The sequence below is a fragment of the uncultured Thiohalocapsa sp. genome (assembly GCF_913063425.1).
GTDB lineage: Bacteria > Pseudomonadota > Gammaproteobacteria > Chromatiales > Chromatiaceae > Thiohalocapsa.
The window spans coordinates 1-20,915 of record NZ_CAJXYK010000069.1 but is presented as its reverse complement, the minus strand read 5'-3'; the positions used below and the strand labels follow the sequence as shown (position 1 = coordinate 20,915).

Genomic DNA, 20,915 nt, shown 5'->3' with positions numbered 1-20,915 from the left:
CCTGGAGGCGCACGGGCTGATGCTGGTGCCGTCGCGGGACTTCCACGCCGGGGGTACCCCGCATTGGCTCTCGTTCGTCCCAGTGAATCCCAAGGGCGACCAGCACCCCTTCACGTCCAAGCTCACCAGGCGCCAGGTGGGCCTGCACGCGCTGATCCTGCGCGCGACGGCCCGGCACCTGGGCGGTCGCGAGGATGCCTGGCCGGTGCTGGTGACCGAGGTCAGCCCAGACCAGGCGCATCTGCTCGAAGACCTGCACGGGCTCTGCGACTGGGTCATGACGGCGGACCGCAACGCCGGCATCGAGTATTTCGACTCGCCGCGGGCGCTGCCCGCCGTCTACGACGCCTACATCATCGACTGCGTGCCGGAGCGGGACGATCTCGGCTTCATGCAGCTGATCACCTCCACCAGCAGCTTCGAGGAGGTGCGGGGTCTGCTGGATGGCGCCTTGGCGGAGATGGGCCTCTCCGCGAGCCCGGGGAACTGCGCCTTTCTGCTGGATGCGCTCAAGGCGGTGAGCGGCCGGCTCGCACTGCGTCTGGCCGGCGAGGGCACCACGACCCAGCAGATGATCGCCATCGCCCTGGTGCAGCACCATTGCCGCATCGCGCCGCCCGCTGATCCGGTCTGGCCGTCGCTGGCGAGCGGTTTCCTGGTGCCCGTGGACGACGTGCCGGAGCTGTTCCGCCCGCCGGAGAACGGCAAAGCCACCGGCTCGGAGCGGGCGGACCTGCTGTACGTGGCCCCCAGCGGCAGGAACGGGCTCAGCCTGGCGTTCATCGAGGTCAAGTTCCGCCGTTATCTCAAGACCGCCCGCGCGCCGGACCTGGCGGACGCCATGGACCGCCAGTTGGAGGCCTCCTGCAAGCACTGGCAGCAGCTCTTCGGCGCCGGCGTCTCGTCGCTGGAGCAGACGGTGAACCGCGCCTGGCTGGCCCGGGTGCTGCGGTTCTATGCCCGCAAGGCGAGGCGGCATGGCCTCGACGACGATGTGTTCTCCCGGCTGATGCATGCCATCGATGCCATGGTCCGCCGGGACACCGATCTGCCGGACCGGGCAGATATCGCCCGAGTCGGCTTCGTGTTCTGCCCGGAATACGCCGCCGCCAAGCCGGACCGCATCGACCAGATTGGTCATGCCGACCTGTGGCTGTTCGGTGCCGGGATTCTGCCGGAGCCGGGCGGCGGGGTGTCGCCTCAGGGGCCGCCGGCGGCTGAGCCGAGCCTTGGCGGCAACGTCGGTGCAGCGGAACGATTTGCCGCCGAGCCTGACGTCGAAGCGTCTCCGGGTGGCGACGATGGCCCGGTGCCTCCGGCAACGTTAGATGCGGCGGCGTCCGACTCCGGCTCGGAGGCGCGGGTGCGGACCGATGCCGAGGAGCCCCGTGACGTGGCAACGGCCGAACCGGCCGATCCGCCGTCCGCCGCCGACAATCCGGAGGCCGCCTCGGGCGTGCTGCTCGGGCACCGCGAGTCCGGCGAGACGCCGCTCCTCTGGCACGCCGACATCCGCGCCAACCCGCACCTGATGATCCTGGGGCTGCCCGGCATGGGCAAGACCACGAGCCTGATCAACATCTGCGTCCAGCTCGTCTGCCGGGGCATCACGCCCATCGTCTTCTCCTACCACCAGGACATCGACGAGAAGCTGGCCGAATGCCTTGCCGAGCCGCCGCTGACGGTCAGGTACGCCGGGCTCGGCTTCAATCCGATGCAGGTCGTCGGCGACGGCGCCGTCGGTTACCTGGATAACGCCGGCATGATCCGCGACATCTTCGCGGCGATCTTTCCGGATCTCGGCGATGTGCAGCTAGGCCGCTTGCGCGAAGCCCTGAAGCGCAGCTACCTGGACCTCGGCTGGGCGCCGGGACAGCGCGGCGAGCTGCCCGAGTTCCGGGCCTTTCTGGACCTGCTGCGCAACGATGCCAAGCCGGACAAGGGCCTGCTGACGCGGCTGGACGAGCTGGACGACTATGGGCTGTTCGGCGCCGGCACCGGCGCACCCACGCTGCTGGACCGGGCGCAGCCGGCGCTGATCGAGATCCACGGCACGCAGAACGACCACCTGCAACGGGCCTTTGCGACCTTCGTGCTCTACAACCTCTACCAGAGCATGTTTCGCCGCGGTCCGCAGCAGCGCATCACCCACGCCGTCATTTTCGACGAGGCGCACAAGGCCGCGCGCCTGAAGCTGCTCGCGAGCATGGTCAAGGAGTGCCGCAAGTACGGCCTCGCCTTCGTGGTCGCGTCCCAGGAGGCGAAGGACTTCGACCCGTCGCTGTTCACCGCCATCGCCAATTATCTGGCGCTTCGCCTGAACGAAGCCGACGCCAAGCTGCTGGCGAAATCCTTTGCGGCCACCGACCGGGTCAAGCTGGTCGCGGACCGGATCAAGCAGATGCCGAAGTACAAGGCCATGTACTACGGTGAGGGGTTGCAGGCGCCAACCCGCGTGTCGCTGCTGGCGGAGCCGCCGGGGTGCTGAGCCGAGCGGGTGGCGGTGTCTGGTTCCAAGTCCTTTGCGGCCTGCCGCAAGTGGAGTTTCTGCTGGCGGCAGGCCGCAACGGTGTGGTGCTGTTGAGTCGACGCGTCCTGACCTCGGGCAACGCGAAGCGCCGGCGAATGGCCGAACGGGCGGGCAGCGTCCCCGGCGCGCCGCGAATCGGGCGCAAGAGGTTGGTGCAGGATTGCAGTACCCTTGAGGATCTTCGCAGATGCTCGGGAGCCGGCAGCATGAGCCACCAGCAAGACCTGTACGAGCAGGACTTTTTCGCCTGGGCGCAACACAACGCGGCACTGCTGCGCGCCGGGCGTGTCGCCGAGGCCGACCTGGAGCACTTGGCCGAAGAGATCGAGGACATGGGGAAAGCCGAGCGCCACGCCCTGCGCTCGCAGCTGCGCCAGCTGCTCGTGTATCTGCTGAAGCTTGACTACTCGCCGGCCCGTGATCCCCGTCGGGGCTGGTTCGAAGAGGTGCAGAATGCACGCGCCGAGATCGCCGACCGCCTGGCGGACAGCCCGAGCCTGGCGCCGCTGGCGGAAGGGATCATGGCCGAGGTCTGGCCCAGGGCTCGGCGTCAAGCGCTCGATGCCTTGAGCGCCTTCGGCGAACAGGTCCCGTTGCCGGAGGACTGCCCCTACAGCCTGGAGCAGGCGCTGGATGAGACCTTCTTCCCCGATGGCCCCGGCTCCCGACGCTGAGGTTTCAAGCTGAATTCCGGCATTTGAGCCACGAGAACCACGAAGAGCACGAAGGCGCTCGACCCACGCCGGATAATCGCCGGGTTGCACTGGTTGCACTGGTTGCACTGGTTCCCAAGCTCCGCTTGGGAACCGGGGCCGGAAGCTCTGCTTCCGGAACACGCGAAGCAGAGCTTCGCGGTCGCGTTCCCAAGCAGAGCTTGGGAACGAGTGGGACGAGTGGGACGAGTGGGACGAGTGGGACGAGTGGGACGAGTGGGACGAGTGGGACGAGTGGGACGAGTGGGAGGCCGCTATGGGCGTCACCCCGGTGTGCCGTGCTGAACCCAGCGGCTGGAGCATCGTGAAGACACTCGAAGCCCGGATCACGGCGATGCCGCCGCCGGACGGGTGTCCACCAGCCCTCGGGGCAGAGCGCCGGGGCCGGGCGGCTGCCGGCGCTGCACGCCGCGCAGCGGTCGGGGATGCGTCACACCGCAGAGCGGTGTGACGAGAGGCTCCCGCATGGCGCATGGCGTCGTCCTCGGCGTCAGGGCGTCGGCCCGCCGGCAGGCCGTCGGGAGCCTTCGCTGGAAATGTGCTGCCGGGCGTGCTTTCGGGCGCCGGTCGGCGACGCCGGGCTGCGATTGCCGGAACGCATCCGCTTGCTGCCAGGCCACGTGGAGCCGATGCCGCGGCGGGAGCTCGGTCACCCGGGCATCGCGGCGACGGAGGCCGGTGTCTCGGATCTGCTGCTGGCGCGGTTCGGGATCGATACGGCGATCATGTGGTCCGGGTTGCGGCGAGCGCGGTCTTCAAGGCCAGGATGTTCCGTAAAACCACACCTCTCATCAAGTTGTTACCCCCTATGCGCCGCGCGGGGCGCTATAGTTCGCAGGCTGAGGAAGACGCGCTTACGGATGGCTTGCAGTGCTGTTCCGGCGGACCCTGATGGCCGAAGCAAACCCCCCGCGCTCCACAATCCCCGTCCTGACCCCGGCCCTGCGCCGCCTGCTGGCGGTGGTGCTGGTGGGCGCCGGGCTGATGGCGGTCAACTCGCTGTATCTGCTGGCGGTAACGCTGGCGGAGCGGCTGTCCGGCGTGGTGCTGCAGAACCAGGCGTATCTGGTGCTGTTTCTCGGGCACCTGCTCCTGGGCCTGGTGCTGATGGTGCCGGTGCTGGCGTTCGGGGCGCTGCACTTGCGGCGGGCGCGCTGGCGGCCGAACCGCTATGCGATTCGGGCCGGGCTCTCGCTGTACGCCGTGCTGGTGGCGCTGTTCCTGTCGGGCATCCTGCTGACGCGGTTCGGGGTGCTCGAGGTGAACGACCCCGCCGTGCGCGGGGCGGCCTACTGGGTGCATGTGCTCTCACCGCTGCTGGCGCTGTGGCTTTTCGTGCTGCACCGGCTGGCGGGGCCGGCGCTGCGCTGGCGGGCGGGCCTGGCTTGGGCCGGCGCCGCGCTGGGCTTTGCCGCGCTGGCGCTCGGGCTGCACGGGCTCAAGCTGCTGCATGCGCCGGACCTGGTGCGCGCCTACGAGCCGGCGCTGGCCATGGTGCCCGCCGGTGGTCCCATCCCGGCGGCGCGGCTGATGCAGGACGAAACCTGTGCTGAATGCCACACAGACATCGCGGCGCAGCACGTGGGCTCCATGCATCGTGCAAGCTCCTTCAACAACCCGGCCTATCGCGCCGCGGTGGACGAGACGCGTGCGGTGCTGCTGGCGCGCGACGGCGATGTGCAGGCCGCCCGGCTCTGTGCCGTCTGCCATGACCAGGTGCCGCTGTTCGCCGGGCGCTTCGATGATCCCGACTATGACCCGGACACGGACCCGGGCGCTGCCGCCGGCATCGGCTGCCTGGGCTGCCATGCCATCACCGCGGTCAACAGCCCCATGGGCAACGGCGACTACAGCCTGACGCCGCCGCCGCGCTACCCCTTTGCCGAGAGCGAGTCGGCCGTCGGCCGCTTCCTGCACCGCCAGCTGATCCGCGCCAAGCCCGCCTTCCACAAGCGCACATTGCTGCGCCCGGTGCACCGGACGCCGGAATTCTGCGCCGCCTGCCACAAGGTGCACCTGCCGCAGGCGCTGAACCACTACCGCTGGCTGCGCGGGCAGAATCATTACGACAGCTTCCTCATGAGCGGCGTCTCCGGGCACCGGGTGGACAGCTTCTACTATCCCGACCGGGCGAAGACCGGCTGCAACGACTGCCACATGCCGGCGGTGGCATCCGCTGACCCGGCCGCCCGCCGGCTCCCGGGCGCGTCCGGCGACGAAGCCCTCGCCGTGCACGACCACCTGTTCGCCGCCGCCAACACCGCGGTTGCCGAGCTGCTGAAGCGCCCGGCGCAGGAGAACGCCGCCCGCGTCGCGGCCATGCAGCAGGCGGCGCGGGTGGACATCTTCGGCCTCAAGCAGGGTGGCCGTATCGAGGGCGCGCTGACGGCACCGCTGCGGCCCGAGCTGCCGGTGCTCACGCCGGGTGAGCGCTACCTGCTGGAGGTGGTCGTGCGCACCACCGGCATCGGCCATGCGCTGACGCAGGGCACCGCGGATTCCAACGAGGTCTGGCTGGATCTGGCCGTCAGCGCGGGCGACGAGGTGATCGCCCGCTCCGGTGCGCTCGACGCCGACGGCGCGGTGGACGACTGGGCCTGGTTCGGCAATGCCTACCTGCTGGACCGCGCGGGCAACCGCATCACCCGTCGCAACGCGCAGGACATCTTCGTCGCCCTCTACGACCATCAGATACCGCCGGGCGCCGCCGCGGTGGTGCACTACGCCTTCGACGTGCCGTTGGACACGACGGGTCCCATCCAGATCGACGCGGCGCTGCGCTACCGGAAGTTCGACACCCGGTTCGTGCGCTTCATGCAGGGCGATGCCTTTGCCGGTAATGACCTGCCCATGACGACGCTGGCGGATGATCGTGTGCTGTTGCCGGTGGCGGCGGGGCCTGCGAGCACGTCCGGCTCGCGGCCGGCGGGTGCGCCTCGCTTATCCGCCCCGCAGTCGGCGGATGCACTTCGCTTATCCGCCCTACAGCCGGCGGATGCGCTTCGCTTATCCGCCCTACAGGTCGGGCAGATGCGGGCACCGGCTAGGCCTGCATGGGAGCGCTGGAACGACTACGGCATCGGCCTGTTCCGCGAGGGGCCCCGTGGCGAGTCGCGGCAGGCGGCCGACGCCTTCCGCATGGTGGAGCGTTTGCAGCTCGCCCAGGGCCAGGGTGGCGATGGTGCCCTGAACCTGGCTCGGGTGCTGTATCGCGAGGGCCGGCTGGATGCGGCGGCCCAGGCCCTCGCCCGGGCCGCGGAGCAGGGCGCACCGCTCTGGACGCTGGCCTGGTACACGGGGCTCATCGCCCGCGACCAGGGCGACCTGGACCGCGCCATCGACGCGCTGGAGGCCCTTGCCGAGACGCGCTTCAAAGACGCCCGCGCGCGCGGCTTCGACTTCGGCCGGGATTACCGCATGCTGACGGAGCTGGGCCGCACCCTGTACGAGCGCGCCCGGCGCGAGCGCGGCGCCGCCCGCCGTGCGGCGCGGCAGGCGCTGCTGACCCGCGCCCGCGAGCGGCTCACGCAGGCGCTTGCCATCGACCCGGAGAACGCGGCGGCGCACCATAATCTCAGCCTGGTGCTCGCGGAGCTCGGCGACACCAACCGCGCCGCCCACCACCGCGAGCGCCACGAGCACTACCGCACCGACGACAACGCCATCGAGCGCGCGGTCAGCATCCATCGCAGCCGCAATCCGGCCGCGGACCATGCGGCGGAGCCGGTGGCCATCTACGCGCTGCGGCCGACGGCTGAGCAGGCGCGGTTGGCCGATGCGGACGATTGAGCGGGCCGCGGGACAGGCTCGCGGCCAATGGCGCACGCGACGACGCAGCGGGCACAGCGAACGGAGCGCGGCGGATGATGTCGGGCTGTGCGGGCGCCAAACCCGACCTATGCCGCACGCCGCTGTGACCCGACGGAGCGGGGCGCAGGTTGTGTCAGCCGCGCACGGCCGCAGAGCCCCTGAGGAGGAACTGCGAAACACGCAAAAAGCGCGAAAACGCCCGAGCGGGCCTCAAGGCAGCCCGTTTTCGCAGGTTTCGTGTATTTCGTAGTTTCACAAGAGGATCAGCAGCATGAACATCGAGCAGCGACCCCCCTCCGATGCCAAACCGGCGCCGAGCCGCGGCGAGGCCCGCATCCGCCGCGCCTTCCTGTACTCGCTCGCCGGGCTCGGCGGCGGCCTGGTGTTCGCGGGCATCCTGTACCTGCTGTTGCTGCCGCCGGCGCCGGCGCCGGTGGAGGAAGCGGACATCCGGCTGCCGCAAGCGGCGGAGGAGGCGGCGACCCCGACCATCGAGGCTGCGGCGGCCCCGACCACGCCGCCGCCGGTGCGCTTCACCGACATCACCGAGCAGGCCGGCATCGACTTCGTGCACGTCAACGGCGCCTATGGCGAGCGACTGATGCCGGAGACCATCGGCAGTGGCGCCGCCTTCTTCGACTACGACCGCGACGGCGACCAGGACCTGTTCCTGGTCAACTCCCGCGAATGGGCCGGGCACGAAACCCTGGCCGAGCCGCCCACCCAGCGGCTCTACCGCAACGACGGCACCGGCCGCTTCGAGGACGTCACCGCCGGCAGCGGGCTCGCGCTCACCACCTACGGCATGGGCGTCGCCGTGGGCGATGTGGACGGCGACGGCTGGGAGGATCTGTACCTGACCACGCTCAACGCCAACCACCTGTTCCGCAACGTGCCGGCCACGGGTGAACCGGGCGCCGCGGGCCGGCGCTTCCAGGACATCACCGAAAGCGCCGGGGCCGCCGGTCGGGACGACGCCTGGTCCAGCAGCGCCGCCTTCCTGGACTACGACAGGGACGGCGATCTGGACCTCTTCGTGGTCAACTACGTGAAATGGTCGCGGGACATTGACCTTGAGATCGACTTCCGGCTCACCGGGCTCGGCCGCGCCTATGGCGCCCCCCTCAACTTCGTCGGCACCGACAATGTGCTCTACCGCAACGACGGCCTCGACGCCGACGGCCGGGTCCGCTTCACCGATGTCTCCGCCGCCGCGGGCATCCGGGTGCCGGACCCCGTCACCGGTAATCCCGTGGGCAAGGGGCTCGGTGTCGTGCCCTTGGACTACGACGGCGACGGCTGGCCGGACCTCATCGTGGTCAACGACACGGTGCGGAATTTTCTCTTTCGCAACCGGGGCGACGGGCGCTTTGAGGAGACGGCCATCTTCGAGGGCGTCGCCTACGACCGCAACGGCAAGGGCACCTCTGCCATGGGCGTGGACGTGGCCCACTTCCGGGATGATGCCGACCTGGGTATCGCCGTCGGCAACTTCGCCAACGAGATGGCCTCGCTCTTCGTGACCACCGACGGTCGCCCGCCCTTCGTGGACGAGGCGGTGCTGGAGGGCCTGGGGCCCGCCTCGCGTATCCCGCTCACCTTCGGGCTCATGTTCTTCGACTACGACCTGGACGGCCGGGAGGACCTGCTGCTCGCCAACGGCCACCTGGAGCACGAGATCCACACCGTCCAGCAGAGCCAGCGCTATGCCCAGCCGGCCTCGCTGTTCTGGAACTGCGGACAGGCCTGCGGCCCGCGCTTCGTGCACGTGCCGCCGGACCCGGCCCTGGTCGGCGATCTGGCGCAGGATCTGGTGGGCCGCGGCATCGCCTATGCGGACATCGACGCCGACGGCGACCTCGACGTGCTCATCACCCAGAATGGCCGCCGCCCGGCCCTGCTGCGCAACGACCAGGGCCTGGGCCACCACTGGCTGCGGGTGCAGCTGGAGGACCGGCCGCCCAACACCGGCGCCATCGGCGCGCGCCTGGAGCTGACGGCCGCCGGCGTCACCCGCCACCGCGAGGTGCGTCCCACCCGCGGCTATCTGTCGCAGGTGGAGCGGGCGGTGACCTTCGGCCTGGGCACGCTGGACGACCCGGCGGCGGTGCGGCTGCGGGTCGTGTGGCCGGACGGCAGCGAGGAGACCCTGACGCCGCAGGCGCTGGACAGCACCATGATCCTGCGTCAGGGCCGGGATGATGCTTGAGCGCGCAGGCCATCTTCCGCCGCGCCGCAGCGCGCTTCGCAACGCATCCCGCCCCGAACCGCGGGCTGGTTTAGGTCGGGTCAGCGCCAGCGTAACCCGACCCGGATCGGATTCGCGCCCAGTCTCGGGAGCGTGGAAGCCAGGCTTTGCGGACTCCTTCGGGTCCGCGCTGCGCAGCATGCACATGCGCCTCGCCGTCGCCGCACTCACGCTGCTCCTCGCCGCCGTCCACCCCCAGGCCGACCCCGTCGCCGACCCGCCCGCCGCCTTCGGTACCGCGCTGGCGCCGGTGCTCGACGCCGACACCAGCGGTGCCGAGCCCGTGATGCAGGAGGCCCTGGCCACTGCCCGCGCCGAGCTGAACGGGCTGCTGGCGGCGCCGGCACCGGACCGCGATGCGCTGGCGGAGGCTTATGGCCGCCTGGGCGCGCTCCTGATCCTGGTGGAGGTGGAGGCCCAGGCCGATGCCGCCCTGCGCAACGCCATGGCACTGCAGCCGGACGCCTTCCGCTGGCCTTACTATGCCGGTTATCTGGCCATGCTCGCCGGCAACCTGGACCAGGCCGTGCGCGACCTGGAGCGGGCGCGGGCCATCGACCCGGACTATGCGCCGCTCGATATCCGCCTCGGCAAGGTCCAGCTGGAGCGCAGCGCGCTGGCGCAGGCGCGGGCGGCGCTGGAGCGCGCGGCCGCCGCGCCCGAGCTTGCGTCGCCGGCCAACTATTATCTCGGCCAGATCGCAGTGCTGGAGCGCCGCTTCGAGGACGCCATCGCGCTGCTCGACGCCGCACTCGCCGCCAACCCGGAGGCCACCGAGGTCCATTACCCGCTGGCCCAGGCCCACCGCGCCCTGGGCAACACCGCGCAGGCCCGCCGCCACCTGGCGCGCTTCGAGCTGCGGGCACCGGTCATTGCGGACCCGCTCATTGCGGAGCTCGAGGCCGCCACCGACCGCGCCCTGCCGGCCTTCAGGGAGGCCCTGCACGCGGTGCGCGGCGGCGACTATGCCACTGCGGCGCAGCGCTTCGCCGATGGTCTTGCCGTGTCGCCGGACAACGCCGCCGCGCGCGTGAGCTACGCACGGGTGCTCTGGCTCACGGGACAGCACGAGCAGGCCCAGGCGGAGCTCGACCAGGCCCTCGCACAGGCGCCGGGCGCGCCGTTGCCGCACTTTCTGGCAGGCGTCGCCGCCCAGGCGCAGGGTGAAAGCGCCGCGGCGGCGGAGCGCTACCGGCAGACGCTGGCACTGGCCCCGGCGCATGCCGGCGCCGCCTTTCAGCTCGCGAATCTGGACTTTCGCGCCGGCCGTTACGCGGCCGCCGCCGCCGGCTACCGGAGCGTGCTGTCGGCAGACGCCGGCGTGGCACCGGCGCGGGTGCTGTCGTTGGTGGCGGCGCGCCGGGCGGGCACCGCGGAGGTGGAGATCCTGGAGCGCCTGCGCGCCCTCGCCGTCGCTCATGCGGACGACCCCCAGCTCAAGTATGCACTGGCGCGCCTGCTGGCGGCAGCGGATGATCCCGCGCTGCGGCAGCCCGACGCAGCCCGTGCTCTAGCGGCGGGGCTGATTGCCGACCCGGCGGCGGGCGGCCCCATCCCGCCGCACCAGCGGGCGCTGGCGCTGGCGCGTGCAGCAGGCGGTGACGTCGATGGCGCCCGCGAGGCGCTGCGCCCGCTCGAAGAGGCGGCCTGGATGCTGCCGCCGGCGGAAGCTCAGCTGCTCGCGACCGAGCTCGCCGCCTATGCCGAAGGCCGCCTGCCGCGCGCGTGGCCAAAGAGCGACCCGCTGCTGGCGCCGCCGCCCTTCGACGCGACCCGGATCATGCGGGACTACCCGGCCACCAAGCCCTACTGACGGCCCGCGGAGCAGCACAACGGCAGACACGAAAAAGGGCCGGTTGCCCGGCCCTTGCCCACCCGCCGGCTTCCGGCGGGTGTGTCGGTGGGGCTGCCCAGGCGGGTCTGGTCCCGCCTCGGGCAGCCAAGCGGTGTCAGCGCTGCGTGCTGGTGTCTTGCGGCGCGGCTGGCGCGGCCGGCTGCTGATAGCCGCTGTAGGGATAGCCGCCCCAGCCGTAGCCCGGCCAGCCGCCGTAGCCATAGCCCGGGTAGCCGCCCCAGCCGTAGCCCGGATAGCCGCCCCAGCCGCCGTGGTACGGATAGCCATAGCCACCGTAGTAGGGATAACCGCCGTACCAGGGGCCACCCCGCCAGGGGCCGCCGTACCAGGGGCCGTCACCCCAGGAGCCCCAGAACGCCTGCGCGGGCGTGGCGGCCAGGGCCGCAAGCAGGGCACCACCGGCAGCGCTCAGCATCAAGGTCTTCATGGCTTTGCCTCCTCGTTGTGCTCGTTGCAAGTCGTTATGGGATCTGCGGTCCCGGCAGGGAAGTATAGCGGCAGAAACATTAGCGGCGATAAGGGTAACTACCCGTACTGTCCACGTGGCCGACGGTCGGCCCGGCGGTGGGCAGCGGTGCCGGGCCCAGCGTGCTGGAGATGGTTTTCATCTTCCCCCACCCGGCGCCGCCGCACGCCGACGCGCCCATGACGCGCAAGCGCCTGTCCATCGGCAGCCGGAGCTGCCGCGAGCTGCGCCGGCGCATCCTCACCGCCACCGGTTTCCCGCGCTCGCACCGCTGCGTGCTCGCCGAGCGCGTTCAGCGCAGGGCGCTCGACTGCCACGGATTGATCGCCGCGGCGCTCCAGCGCCGGGGGCGGGCGCCGCGCCGCTCCAAGGGCGCGACTGACCCGTCGTGACTCAGCGCGGCTTGCCGGACACCCGGATGTCGTCGATGTAGCCGAAGTCGCCGCTGTCGGCATCCCACTGGCCGACGGCGAGGCCGAAGTCCGGGTTGTCCGCGGCCTCCGGCGGCAGGTCGAAGCTCAGGCTGTGCAGCAGGCCGTCTTCTTCCGGGTCGCCGTCGTTGATGCTGACAAGCCGGGTGGAGCCGCCGCTCTGCCAGTACAGGATGAGGCTCTCCCAGGCCTCGAAGGATTCCGCACCCATGCGCACACTGACCCGGATGCTGTCGTAGCCGGCGGTGGAGATGCCGCGACTCATCCAGACGTTGTTGCCGGTGAGGGTGGCGACGCCGTCGACCACGGCGATGTCCCGCTCGGTGTACCAGCCACCGAGGCCGCCGCTGAAGTCGTCCATGAAAATGGTCACGTCCGCAGGGGGCTCGGTGATGGTCACCAGGCCGGGCAGGGCCAGGGTGTCGCTGCCGGCGGCGTTGGTGACTGTCAGCGCCACTCCGTAGCTGCCGGGCGTGGTGTAGTCGTGCACCGGGTTGCGCTCGGTGGACGTGGTGCCGTCGCCGAAGGACCAGAGCCAGCCGGTGGGGCGGTTGGCGGAGGTGTCGGCGAAGGCCACCTGGGTCGGCGCCGGGCCGGTGAGCGGCGCGGCATCGAAGCCTGCGATGGGTGCCGTGGGCGGGCCTAAGGGCTCGCCGCGCAGCTCCACGTCGTCGAGCCAGCCGAAGTCTCTGCGACCACTGCCGGCGATGCGCATGCGCAGCGCAAAGTCGGCGTTGTCTTCCGCGGCGGCGGGCAGGGCGATCTCGTAGGGATTCAGCCGGCCGTTCTCGTGGGTCGTGCCGTCGGCGATGCGCGCGGCCACCTGCCACTGGGCGCCGTCCCACCACTCCAGCAGGACGGCCTCGCCGCTGTTGTCCAGGCTCTTGGCGCCCATGGCGAAGCTGAGGCCGAGCGTACCGAAGCCTTGGGTGGAGACGGCGGCCTCGGCGCTGCCGTGTTTGAGCACCTGCAATGCCGTGCCGTCGTTGTTCGGCGTGCCGGTGTGGAGCGCCGCGTCGCCGCTGGTGAGCCAGGTGAGGTCGGCCTCGAAGTCGTCGGCGAAGAGCTGCACCGAGGTGTCCGGCGCCTGGACGCTGACGAGGCCGCTGCGGGTCAGGCTGTCGCTGCCCTGGTCGTTGGTGACCGTCAGTGTCACATCGTACAGGCCGGGCTCGGTGTAGGTGACCAGCGGATGCTGCTCGGTGGACGTGGTGCCGTCGCCGAAGGACCAGAGCCAGGTGGCTGGATCATGGGCCGAGGTGTCGGTGAATTGCGCGCTCAGCGGGGCCGCACCGGAGAGCGGGTCCGCGCTGAAGCCGGCCGCCGGCGGCACTGGCCCCGCCTGGTACTCGTAGGCGCCCAGATCGAAGCCGGCGCCTGCTGGTCGGGCGTTGCCGTCCAGGTCCGTCGCCGGTGCGTCAAGGCTCGTGCCCGCATCGACGGCCGGGGAGTCCCAGGCGAGGCGGTAGTCGGCGCTCGCGGCGTCGACAAAGCGCGGGTCGGCCGCGATACGGTCCGTGCCGGCGAATTCATCGCCGGAGCCCGTCGGCCCCCAGACCAGGTTGTGGTCTGCGGTGATGTCTGCGGCTGTTCCCGAATAGGCGGACTCGTCCAGGATCTGCGCGTAGACATTGTCCGCAACGACGTTGTTGCGGATGACCACCCCCTGCGCCTCGCCGTTCAGCACGGCGATGCCGGCGCCCCAGGTGGCGTGCGGGCCGTTGCCGACGCTGGTGTTGTTGACGATGAGGATGTTCTGCATCGGGTGCGGCCAGCCGTCGTCCCAGTCGCCGACGGTGATGCCCATGCGGGCGTTGGCGTAGGTGAGGTTGTTGCGGATGGTGATGCGGTCCAGCCGGCCGCCGCGCTCCGCGGCGAGCGCGATGCCGTGGTTGTTGCAGTGGTGGACGATGTTGTCCTCGATGACGATGTCGGCGGTGTCGGAGTCCCAGGAGTCCACGTAGATGCCGAGCTCGTCCAGGTCGTGGACGTGGTTCCCCTTCACCAGCACGTTGCTCGACCCGTCCTTGATGTCGATGCCCTCGCCGCCGGCGGTGCCGGCGCCATCGTTGCTGACCTCGTTGTTGGTAACCTCGACCTGGCTGGAGATGGAGACGGTGATGCACTCCTGCTCGCCGCCGTTGACGGCCAGCGCCACCTGGTTGCCGTCGACGATGACGTTGTCGCTGCGCCAGACGCCGATGCCCGAGAGGTAGGTGTCGTAGGTCTGGTTGCCCCGGATCTCCACGAAGCTCGCCCGGTTGGCGATGATGCCGGTGTAGCCGGAGTGCGCCACCCGCAGCCCCTGGACGCGGATGTGGCTGACATCGGCGATGGTGACCACGCCCTCCCAGTAGTCCGCAATCGTCAGGCCGGCGCCGTCTAGGGTGACGGCGTGGCCCGGCTGGGCCTGGAGCGTGATCCAGGCGTCGGCGGTGCCGGAGCGGGGGAAGGTCACCAGCTCGTTGTAGGTGCCGGACTGGACCATCACCGTGGCGCCCGGCTGGGCTAGGTCCAGCGCCGCCTGGATGGTGCGCAGCGGCGCGGCCTCGGTGCCGGGGTTGGCGTCGTCGCCGGTGGTGGCGACGTGGTAGGTGTCCAGCGCGACCACGGGGTCGGTCACCGTGATCAGGCCCGTTCGTGTGACGCCGTCGCTGCCCTGGGCGTTGCTGGCGGTCAGGGTCACGTCGTAGGTGCCCGCCGCGGTGTAGGTGTGGCTTGGGCTCTGGACGGTGGACGTGGCGCCGTCGCCGAAGCGCCAGCTCCAGTCGGTGGCGTCCGTGGATGCATCCGTGAACTGCACCGTCAGCGGGGCGTTGCCGGCGCTGACATCGGTGCTGAAGTCGGCCACCGGCGGCAGGGTGGGCGGTGCACCGGGGATGCCGGTGACCACGACCTCGTCGACCCAGGCGTAATCCCGCCTGCCGCTGCCGTGCAGCACGAAGCGCAGCGAGAAGGTGGCGCTGTGCTCTGCCGCCGTTGGCAGCGCGAAGCTGTGGGCGTGGAGCTGGCCGTCTTCCTCGCCGTCCGTGATGCGGGTGAGCTCCCGCCAGGCGCTGCCGTCGTACCACTCGGCAATTACGTACTCGGTGCCCTTGTCCAGGCTCTTGGCGCCGAGCTGGAAGGCCACCTGGATGTCGGTGTAGCCGGTGGTGGGGATGCTCGCCGCGACGGCGCCGCGGCGGCGCAGCTGCGCCGCGTAGGCGCCGACCTTGGGCGTTCCGTTGTACCGCTCGGCGAGGTCGCTGGTCTGCCAGTGGCTCAACCCCGCCTCGAAGCCGTCGCTGAACAGCGCTTCATCCAGGCTCGGCTCGGCCACCTGGATGAGGTGCTCCCAGGTACCGGTGTCGCTGCCCTCGGCGTTGCCGACGGTGAGGCTTACGGTGTAGCCGCCGGGCAGGTCATAGGTGTGCGCCGGGTTCTGCGCGGTGGAGCCTGCGCCGTCGCCGAAGTCCCAGCGCCAGGCGCTGGGGCCGCCGCCGGAGCGGTCCTCGAACTGCACCGTCAGCGGCGCCTCGCCGGTGGTCGGGGCCGCGGCGATGACGGCCCAGGGCGCCACCGGCTCCGCGGCCAGCTCATGGGCACCGAGGTCGAAGGCGGCGCCCTGGGGGCGCGGCAGGCCGTCGATGTCGTCGGTGACCGGCACGTCGCTGCTGCCGGCGTCGAGGGCCGGTGAGCCTGCGGCGATGCGGAAGTCCAGCGCTGCCGGGTCCGCGAGCTGCGGGTCGGCGCAGAGGTTGCCGTTCTCGGTGCAGCCGAAGGCCCACCAGGACTCCACGGGGTTGGAGCCGTCGGTCCAGTAGGCGAGGTTGTGATCGTGTGCGGTGCTGGTGACCCGGGAGCCGATGTAGTACGGCCCACCGCGGAAGTTCACGAAAATGTTGTTGCGGATGGCGCCGCCGACGACGGTCTCGTGCCAGAGGTCGATGCCGCGGTGCAGCTCGGCGCTGCCGCCCAGGTCCAGGGCGCTGACGAAGGTATTGTTGGCGATGATCAGGTCGTAGACATCCTCGCTGGCGCCGAGCCCGCCGTAGGTCAGGAAGACGTTGTTGCGGATGGTGAGCCGCGTGACGTCCTGGATGTAGAGCCCGTTGCCGTTCTCGTCGGCGTTCTGGTAAGTGAGGGCCTCGCAGACGTTGTCCTCGATGAGGATGTCGCGGTTCACCTCGCCGCCGATCCAGGAGCCATAGGTCTGGAAGCAGTCGGCATGGGCGTCCAGCACGTCCGGGTCGGCGTAGGTGATGTCGTGGATCAGGTTGCCGCGCAGCACGTGATCGGTGCCGAAGAAGGTGATGCCGTTGGCGTCGTCACCGCCGTTGTTGCAGGCGGCCTCCGGGTGGCGCTCCAGCGGGTGGACGATCTCGTTGCCCTCCACCAGATGGCCCGCGCCGTGCAGCTCGATACCGGACTGGACGTTGCGCGCCAGGCGGTTGTTGCGGATGACGCCGCCGCTCGACGTCGCCGCGGTGTGGATGCCGCCGTCCGGCATTTCGTAAATGTCATTGCCCTCGATGACGAAGCCCGCGCCGCGGGACTCGATGCCGTAGCTGTCGCCGTCGCCGCAGTCCAGGGTGCGGACCTTGAAGCCGGCCACCTGGACGTCATCGCCGAGCAGGCGGAAGCCCTCCACGGTTACCGCCCCTGCCGCCTCGAAGCGGATGGGCGCCGCAGCGGTGCCGGAGGCCGTCACGGTCACCAGCTCCGGATAGGTGCCGGCGGCGACCACCACGGTGTCGCCGGGGGCCACCTGGTCCGCTGCATGCCCGATGCTGGCCCAGGGGCTGGCTGCATCGCCGGGGTCGGCGTCGTCGCCGGTGGGGACCACGTGGTAGGTGGCGGCCTGGGCGCACAGGCTGAGCAGCAGGAGCAGGGGCGCCAAAAGGTACGGCAGACGGCGCGTCGGGCGTGGCGGTCTTGGCTCGGGCAGACTCGGGTTGGATGCTGTGCGGGCTGGCATCGGGGCGCTCCGGCGGTATGGCTGGTGTTAGGGCGTGCTGCCGCGCCGGCGGGAAGGCGCGGGCGGTTGTTCCAGCGGAACGCCGCCGCTCTCACGGTGGCCTGGAACAAAACCTTGGTCAATTTGTGGTTGCCGGGACTGTGATGGTCTTCACGCCTTGACGCAGTCGGACCTCGGTTGCCGGCGCAGACGACAACGGACGATCCGCGCCGCCTGCCGCGCCGTGCAGGTCGTCGCCGCCGGCGGCGCTGTTTCAGCCTCTGCCGGTGTCCGCCACCGAGCTGACGCCGCGGGGTCCGCAGACGCCGCCGGCGCCTGTGCAGGGGAATCCGCCCGCTTCTTGACCTGCGTGATTGGTCCGCTCGGCTGCGGCGTCGATAATGTGCAGCCAACCATCATCAACCCAGCGAGCGCCCCATGGCCGACACCACAGATACCACCGCGGGCGCCGGCCCCGACCCCATGAAGGTCATCGAGGAGCTGGTTGCGACGCTCAAACAGGACTTGGCGCAGCGCTCGGAGCAGCTCGGGAAGCTGAATGACCTCATCGACCGCCGCAACGAGCTCATCGCCCAGGCCAATGAGGCGCATGCGGAAAAGGTCCGGTCGGACCTGGAAAAGCAGATGGACGTGGAGCGTCAGCGCAACAAGCGCGCCAAGTGGTACACGGGCATCCTCGGTGTGTTCGCGGTGCTCATGGGCGGTGTGCTCTTCCTGCTGGTGGTGATGATGGCCTTGGACATGGATGACATGGAGGCCTACATGTACAACATGGGCCACTCGGACCGCGACGGCGCCCGCGCCGCGGAGGACGAGCGCAAGGCCAAGGGCCCGAGCTACATGTTCAGCATGGCCGAGGACATGCGCCGGATGCGCGCCGACATGGGCTCCATGAACACCCACATGACCGCCATGAGCGGCGACATGGGCCAGATGCGCGGCGCCATGCTCGACATGGACGCCACCATGGGCGCCATGGGCACCGACATCGGGCAGATGAGCACGGACATGACCACCATGAACGCGAGCATGGGCCGCATGCAGTACGACGTACTGCTGATGCGCCAGGGCGTCGGCAACATGGCCAGCGACACCGGCAGCATGAGCGTGCCCTTCCGCGCCATGGACCAGTTCATCCCCTTCCGCTGAGCCGCAGCCCGCTCCAGTGCAGAACCCGGGGCAGTGTCCGCACCGGGCATAAGACCGTGCGCGCCGCGGGGCCGGTGCGCCCCGGAAGCTGGCAAAATGCCGGCATGAGCACCAACACCCCCATCGCCGCCGCCGTGCCCCCGACGCAGGTCAGCCCCCAACCCCCGCGCCGCCGCCGGCGCCGCATCCCGCTTGCCTACGTTTCCGCGGGCGTCGCGGCGCTCTTCTCCGTGCCCCTGCTCGGCGTCGTGCTGAACATCTTCCGGGAGGGGCAGGGCAACTGGCCCCACCTGGTGTCCACGGTGCTGCCGGACTATGTGATGAACAGCCTGTCGCTGATGCTCGGCGTCGGCGCCGGCGTGGTCATCGGCGGCACCGGCACCGCCTGGCTGGTGGTGATGTGCCGCTTCCCCGGGCGGCGGCTGTTCGAGTGGATGCTGGTGCTGCCGCTGGCCATTCCGGCCTACGTCGTCGCCTACGCCTACACGGACCTGCTGCAGCACTCGGGGCCGGTGCAGACCCTGCTGCGGGACCTCACCGGGCTCGGGCCGCGGGATTATTGGTTCCCGAACATCCGCTCCACCGGCGGCGCCATCCTGGTCTTCAGCGCCGTGCTCTACCCCTATGTGTACCTCCTGGCGCGGACCGCGTTTCTGCAGCAGTCCATCTGTGCGCTGGAGGTGGGCCGCACCCTGGGCCACAGCCCCTGGGGCGCCTTCCGGAGCATCGCGCTGCCGCTGGCGCGGCCGGCCATCGTCACGGGCATGGCGCTGGCGCTGATGGAGACGCTGGCGGACTTCGGCACCGTCGCCCACTTCGGCGTGCCCACCTTCACCACCGGCATCTACCGCACCTGGTATTCCATGGGGGACCGGGTCGCCGCTGCACAGCTCGCGAGCGTGCTGCTGGCCTTCGTCTTCGCGCTGCTGCTGCTGGAGCAGTGGAGCCGCTGGCGGGCGCGCTTCCACGAGACCTCCGGCCGCTGGCAGGAGATCCGGCCCTACCAGCTGCACGGCTGGCGTGCCTGGCTGGCCGCCGCCTTCTGCGCCGGCCCGCTGCTGATCGGCTTCATCGCGCCGGTGGCCATGCTGCTGTGGATGGCGTTCATCGGCGGCCATGATCCGCTCACGGCGCGCTATCTGGAGCTCACCGCCAACAGCGCCACGCTCGCCGGCATCACCGCCGTGCTGGCGGTGGTGCTGGCGCTGTTCCTCGCCTACGTGACGCGCATCGAGCGCTCGGCGCTGGCGGCGGGTGCCAACCGGGTGGCGTCCCTCGGTTACGCCATACCCGGTTCGGTGATCGCCGTGGGCATCCTGCTGCCGGTTGCGGCGCTGGACAACGCCATCGACAGCTTCTTCCGCAACACCTTCGGCTTCGGCGTCGGGCTCATCTTCACCGGCGGCATCGCGGCCCTGGTGTTCGCCTACCTGGTGCGCTTTCTCGCCGTGTCCTTCAACACCGTGCAGGCGAGCCTGGGCAAGGTCACCACGCACATGGACGAGGTCGCCCGGTCCCTGGGCCATGGACCCCTCAGCACCGCCCTCAAGGTGCATATCCCGGTGATCTCGGGCGGGCTGCTCACGGCGGGGCTCATCGTCTTCGTGGACGTGTTCAAGGAGTTGCCGGCGACGCTGATCATGCGCCCCTTCGACTTCGACACCCTGGCGGTGCAGGCCTACAACCTGGCCAAGGACGAGCGCCTGACCCAAGCCGCCACGCCGTCGCTGATCATCGTCGCCTGCGGCCTGCTGCCGGTGTTTCTGCTGAGCCGGCAGATCATGGCGTCGCGGCCCGGAGGCCGTGCGCGGGACAAGAGAACCACAGCGCTTGCAGCGCCCGAGTCCGGCTCGTCGCCCTTGCCGGCGGGGGGCTGAAGCGGTCGCTGCTGTCAGCATTCTTTACAGCCGCGGAAAGGAAAAAAGGCTGCAGCGCGCGAGGATGGATGACCACATCCCGATCTGGTTGAGCCACGAGGCATGCTTGAGCGTGAAGTGGCAGACGATGCGGTGGCTGGTGTCGCACAGGCAGCGCGTGCGCGAGGCCATCGACTCGATGGGGCGCGTCACCGAGCAGATGGAGAAGCAGGGCGCGGTCGCACATGCAGCGCGTGCGCGCGGCCATTGACTCGAGGACGCCGTGCTTGGCTTTGACGCCGAGGTCGCTGTCGATGCCGCAGGCCGCGGAGATCAAGCGCACGACGGCTGCCGAGCAGTGGATGTTGAGATTGTCCATGATCAGGTGCCACCGTGAGTCGTCGTTGCGTTGTGCGAGCAGTTCGGCCAAGTACTGCGCGAAGTTCTGCTCGGTGCGGCTCGGGCCGATGCGGTAGGTGACCTTGCCGGTGACGACATCGAGCGCGGCGATCAGGGTCAGGGTACCGTGGCGGATGTACTCGTCCTCGCGCAGCTCGGCCCGGCCGGGACGCATCGGTAAGGTGGGCGCGGCACGCTCCAGGGCCTGCAAGCCGGTCATGTCGTCGATGCTGGGCGTCTCGATGCCGGCAGCGGCGCGTGCCGGCGCGCGCCGATAGGCTTCGCAGACGCCTTGGCATTTCTCGTCGAACTGCTCATCGCGCTTCGTGTTGAGCCAACCGCGGATGCGGTGCGGCCTGAGATCGGCCTCGCGCAGGAAACGCCCGACGGAGCCCGCCGCAATGCTCTCGGCGATGCCGCGGGCGACGGTCTCCGCGGCCAACTCGGCCAGTGTCCACATGCGCTGCTTCAATGAGGCCCCGGCGAATTCGCCGGGGAGAG

At 70.2% G+C, this 20,915-nt stretch carries 11 protein-coding genes; 8 read left to right on the top strand and 3 right to left on the bottom strand.

Annotation, left to right across the window (positions count from 1 at the left end; translation table 11 throughout):
- From QZ607_RS23735 to QZ607_RS23715, 5 genes are all read left to right on the top strand, one after another.
- Nucleotides 1-2,488 (top strand): hypothetical protein (locus tag QZ607_RS23735; protein WP_295888154.1); only part of this gene is annotated, 2,488 nt, incomplete at its 5' end.
- 248 nt (nucleotides 2,489-2,736) lie between these two features.
- Nucleotides 2,737-3,204, top strand: coding sequence for a DUF29 domain-containing protein (locus QZ607_RS23730; protein WP_295888151.1), 468 nt, complete (start codon nucleotides 2,737-2,739; stop codon nucleotides 3,202-3,204).
- A 930-nt stretch (nucleotides 3,205-4,134) separates the two neighbouring features.
- Nucleotides 4,135-7,032, top strand: a complete 2,898-nt coding sequence (locus QZ607_RS23725; RefSeq protein WP_295888149.1) for a multiheme c-type cytochrome — start codon at nucleotides 4,135-4,137, stop codon at nucleotides 7,030-7,032.
- A 292-nt stretch (nucleotides 7,033-7,324) separates the two neighbouring features.
- Nucleotides 7,325-9,262 carry a CRTAC1 family protein gene (locus tag QZ607_RS23720; protein WP_295888148.1) on the top strand — a complete coding sequence of 646 codons (1,938 nt, stop codon included), beginning with the start codon at nucleotides 7,325-7,327 and terminating at the stop codon, nucleotides 9,260-9,262.
- 184 nt (nucleotides 9,263-9,446) lie between these two features.
- Entirely contained in the window at nucleotides 9,447-11,114 is a 1,668-nt protein-coding gene (locus QZ607_RS23715) for a tetratricopeptide repeat protein (RefSeq protein ID WP_295888146.1), read from the top strand.
- 136 nt (nucleotides 11,115-11,250) lie between these two features.
- Here QZ607_RS23715 and QZ607_RS23710 read toward each other — a convergent pair whose 3' ends face one another.
- Nucleotides 11,251-11,583 (bottom strand): hypothetical protein, encoded by a 333-nt coding sequence (locus QZ607_RS23710; RefSeq protein ID WP_295888143.1) that lies wholly within the window; start codon nucleotides 11,581-11,583, stop codon nucleotides 11,251-11,253.
- A 161-nt stretch (nucleotides 11,584-11,744) separates the two neighbouring features.
- Between QZ607_RS23710 and QZ607_RS23705 the strand changes: the two genes are divergently transcribed.
- On the top strand, nucleotides 11,745-12,014 hold the full coding sequence (locus tag QZ607_RS23705; RefSeq protein ID WP_295888141.1) for a hypothetical protein: 270 nt from the start codon (nucleotides 11,745-11,747) through the stop codon (nucleotides 12,012-12,014).
- Between the two features lies 1 nt (nucleotide 12,015).
- Here the strand turns inward: QZ607_RS23705 and QZ607_RS23700 are convergent, their stop codons facing one another.
- Nucleotides 12,016-16,932, bottom strand: a complete 4,917-nt coding sequence (locus tag QZ607_RS23700) for a PKD domain-containing protein (RefSeq protein WP_295888140.1) — start codon at nucleotides 16,930-16,932, stop codon at nucleotides 12,016-12,018.
- 495 nt (nucleotides 16,933-17,427) lie between these two features.
- On the opposite strand from QZ607_RS23700, the gene QZ607_RS23695 reads away from it, so the two are divergent.
- Entirely contained in the window at nucleotides 17,428-18,159 is a 732-nt protein-coding gene (locus QZ607_RS23695) for a hypothetical protein (RefSeq protein WP_295888139.1), read from the top strand.
- Between the two features lie 104 nt (nucleotides 18,160-18,263).
- The gene (locus QZ607_RS23690; protein WP_295888138.1) at nucleotides 18,264-20,036 is read left to right on the top strand and encodes an iron ABC transporter permease; all 1,773 of its coding nucleotides are present in this window, start codon (nucleotides 18,264-18,266) and stop codon (nucleotides 20,034-20,036) included.
- Here QZ607_RS23690 and QZ607_RS23685 read toward each other — a convergent pair.
- The coding region (locus QZ607_RS23685) for an IS630 family transposase (RefSeq protein WP_295888136.1) at nucleotides 19,939-20,915 on the bottom strand (977 nt) is incomplete at its 5' end. The two genes, QZ607_RS23690 and QZ607_RS23685, sit on opposite strands and share 98 nt — an antisense overlap.

Bases quoted from the DNA above. Each gene is read 5' to 3' on its own strand.
- QZ607_RS23715 (WP_295888146.1), top strand. From the start codon at position 9,447: ATGCGCCTCGCCGTCGCCGCACTCACGCTGCTCCTCGCCGCCGTCCAC.
- QZ607_RS23710 (WP_295888143.1), bottom strand. From the start codon at position 11,583: ATGAAGACCTTGATGCTGAGCGCTGCCGGTGGTGCCCTGCTTGCGGCC.
- QZ607_RS23720 (WP_295888148.1), top strand. From the start codon at position 7,325: ATGAACATCGAGCAGCGACCCCCCTCCGATGCCAAACCGGCGCCGAGC.
- QZ607_RS23730 (WP_295888151.1), top strand. From the start codon at position 2,737: ATGAGCCACCAGCAAGACCTGTACGAGCAGGACTTTTTCGCCTGGGCG.
- QZ607_RS23690 (WP_295888138.1), top strand. From the start codon at position 18,264: ATGAGCACCAACACCCCCATCGCCGCCGCCGTGCCCCCGACGCAGGTC.
- QZ607_RS23725 (WP_295888149.1), top strand. From the start codon at position 4,135: ATGGCCGAAGCAAACCCCCCGCGCTCCACAATCCCCGTCCTGACCCCG.
- QZ607_RS23695 (WP_295888139.1), top strand. From the start codon at position 17,428: ATGGCCGACACCACAGATACCACCGCGGGCGCCGGCCCCGACCCCATG.